Annotated in this window: 2 protein-coding genes; both read left to right on the top strand. The window is 62.3% G+C overall.

Translation table 11 applies throughout. From position 1 onward, the window contains the following. Positions 1-114 precede the first annotated feature (114 nt). The gene (tnpB, locus tag ACN8M7_RS25875; RefSeq protein ID WP_058173910.1) at positions 115-450 is read left to right on the top strand and encodes an IS66 family insertion sequence element accessory protein TnpB; all 336 of its coding nucleotides are present in this window, start codon (positions 115-117) and stop codon (positions 448-450) included. A gap of 61 nt (positions 451-511) precedes the next feature. Beyond that, positions 512-2,038, top strand: coding sequence for an IS66 family transposase (gene tnpC, locus ACN8M7_RS25870; protein WP_143507942.1), 1,527 nt, complete (start codon positions 512-514; stop codon positions 2,036-2,038). Positions 2,039-2,069 lie beyond the last annotated feature (31 nt).

The raw sequence follows: 2,069 nt of genomic DNA, 5'->3' as shown, positions 1-2,069 counted from the left end.
GTCGACTGAAGCATCGGTGATGATCGAGCTACCGCTTGGCGAGCAAGCGATCACCGTCAAATGGCCAGCCTCCGACCCTGAAGGCTGCGCCCGCTTTGTCCGTGGGCTCACCCAGTGATCCGCATCGATACCATCTGGCTCGCCACCGAACCCATGGACATGCGCGCGGGTACTGAAACCGCGTTGGCCCGCGTGGTGGCGGTGTTCGGTGCCGCGAAGCCCCACTGCGCCTATCTCTTCGCCAATCGTCGCGCCAACCGCATGAAAGTCCTGGTGCATGACGGCGTGGGTATCTGGCTGGCCGCACGACGATTGAACCAGGGCAAGTTTCACTGGCCAGGCATCCGCCACGGTTCGGAAGTCGAACTCGACGGCGAGCAACTTCAGGCGTTGGTTCTGGGTTTGCCCTGGCAGCGCGTTGGTGCAGCCGGCGCAATCACAGTGCTGTAGCACCAGCCATTAGCCCATCGGTGTATCTGCGCTGAGCGCCTGCTCTGGCACAATCAGCGGCATGACTTCCTCGCCCAATCTCGACCAACTGACAGCTGAGCAACTGCGCGCCCTGGCCGCGCAGTTGCTCACGCAGGTCGATTCGATGGGCAAAAAGATCCACCGTGATCAAACCATCATCGAGCAGCTCACCCACGAAATCGCCTGGTACAAGCGGCACAAGTTCGCCAAGCGCAGCGAGCAGCTGAGCCCTGACCAGGGCAGCCTGCTGGATGACCTGCTCGACACCGACATCGCCGCCATCGAGGCGGAGTTGAAAGCCGTCAATCCTCCGGTTGCTCCAGCCGAACCGCGCCAACAACCCAAGCGCACAGCGCTGCCCGCGCAATTTCCGCGAACCGTGATTCGTCACGAGCCGGAGAACACCCAGTGCGCCTGCGGCTGCCAGCTGCAACGCATCGGTGAAGACGTCAGCGAAAAGCTGGATTACACGCCGGGCGTGTTCACCGTTGAGCAGCACGTGCGTGGCAAATGGGCCTGTCGCCAGTGCGAAACCCTGATCCAGGCCCCTGTGCCGGCCCAGGTGATCGACAAGGGCATCCCCACCGCCGGCCTCCTGGCTCACGTGATGGTGGCCAAATTCGCCGACCACCTGCCGCTGTACCGGCAGGAGAAAATCTTTGCCCGTGCCGGCCTGGCCATCGCTCGCTCGACACTGGCCCAGTGGGTCGGACAAACCGGCGTGCAGCTCCAGCCGCTGGTCGATGCCCTGCGCGAAGCCGTGCTGGCCCAACGCGTGATCCACGCTGACGAAACCCCGGTGCAAATGCTCACCCCAGGCGAGAAGAAAACCCATCGGGCATACGTCTGGGCCTACAGCACCACGCCCTTCACCGATCTGAAGGCCGTGGTGTACGACTTCAGCCCCAGCCGTGCTGGTGAGCATGCGCGCAATTTTCTGGGTCAGTGGAACGGCAAGCTGGTCTGCGACGACTTCGCCGGTTACAAGGCCAGCTTCGAGCAGGGCATCACCGAAATTGGCTGCATGGCCCACGCCCGCCGCAAGTTCTTCGATCTTCACGCGGCGAACAAAAGCCAGTTGGCTGAACAGGCACTGCACGCGATGGGCGGTTTATACGAAATCGAGCGGCAGGCACGGGACATGAGCGATGAAGAGCGCTGGCGAATACGGCAGGAAAAGGCCTCACCGATCCTCGATACGCTGCATGACTGGATGCTGGCCCAGCGTGATCTTGTGCCCAACGGATCAGCCACGGCAAAAGCCTTGGATTACAGCCTCAAACGCTGGGTAGCGCTGACGCGCTACCTGGAGGATGGAGCTGTGCCCATCGACAACAACCAGGTCGAGAACCAGATCCGGCCATGGGCACTGGGGCGCTCGAACTGGTTGTTTGCCGGGTCGCTACGCAGCGGCAAACGCGCGGCGGCGATCATGAGCCTGATCCAGTCGGCGCGGATGAATGGACATGATCCGTATGCCTATCTCAAGGACGTGCTGACACGACTGCCGACGCAGCGGGCGAGTGAGATCGGCCAACTACTGCCGCATCAGTGGGTACCTGCCTGAATCACGCAAGGTGAGTTCGGCGGACGCTTAC

This window comes from Pseudomonas spartinae, from assembly GCF_965197125.1.
In the GTDB taxonomy this organism is placed as follows: Bacteria; Pseudomonadota; Gammaproteobacteria; order Pseudomonadales; family Pseudomonadaceae; genus Aquipseudomonas; species Aquipseudomonas composti_A.
Note: the sequence above shows the minus strand (reverse complement) of the source record. Positions and strands in the feature narration are given on the sequence as shown.

Excerpts from the sequence above, each read along its gene's own strand:
- tnpC (WP_143507942.1), top strand. The coding sequence starts at position 512 with ATGACTTCCTCGCCCAATCTCGACCAACTGACAGCTGAGCAACTGCGC.